Annotated in this window: 2 protein-coding genes; both read left to right on the forward strand. The window is 61.9% G+C overall.

What is annotated here, in order from left to right:
• Positions 1-358, forward strand: a 358-nt coding sequence (locus tag EOA60_RS36115) for an ABC transporter permease subunit (RefSeq protein ID WP_128312785.1), incomplete at its 5' end; no start/stop codon positions are given.
• A partial coding sequence (locus EOA60_RS36120; protein ID WP_164899932.1) for an ATP-binding cassette domain-containing protein occupies positions 358-625 on the forward strand: 268 nt, incomplete at its 3' end. The genes EOA60_RS36115 and EOA60_RS36120, both read left to right, overlap by 1 nt.

Here is a 625-nt window from a genome sequence, read left to right on the forward strand (position 1 = left end):
GCCCTACGTCATCGTGGTCGTGTCCGCCCGCCTGCAAACCTTCGCGCCGGAGCTGGAAGAAGCGGCGCGTTCGCTCGGCGCCAATCAGTGGCAGGTTACCGTGCGCGTAACTTTGCCCTGGATCATGCCTGGCGTGATCGCCGGCGGACTGTTCGCATTCGCTGTCTCCTTCGACCAGTTCGTGGTCTCGTATTTCCTGTCGACGCCAGGCCAGACAACACTGCCGGTCGAAATCTACGCCGCGATCCGCAAGGGATTCACGCCCGAGATCAACGCGGTGTCGACCATCATCATCGTGGTGTCGATGGCGCTCATGCTGCTGACGGCGCGCTTCTTCAAATTCGGCGGAGAGAAATAATGGCCGGCGTCCAGGTATCGAACGTCTCCCGCAGTTTCGGCGCGCACAAGGCGCTGGACCATGTCTCGATCGACTTTCCCGACGGTGGCTTCTATGCGCTGCTCGGGCCTTCGGGCAGCGGCAAGACCACGCTGCTCAGGCAGATCGCCGGCTTCGACTTTCCGGATACCGGACGCATCGCCATCGGCGGCGAAAGCGTCGAGCGCGTGCCGGTAGAAAAGCGCCGCATCGGCATGGTGTTCCAGAACTATGCGCTCTTTCCCAATA

The organism is Mesorhizobium sp. M1A.F.Ca.IN.020.06.1.1, assembly GCF_004023265.1.
Taxonomy (GTDB): Bacteria; Pseudomonadota; Alphaproteobacteria; order Rhizobiales; family Rhizobiaceae; genus Mesorhizobium.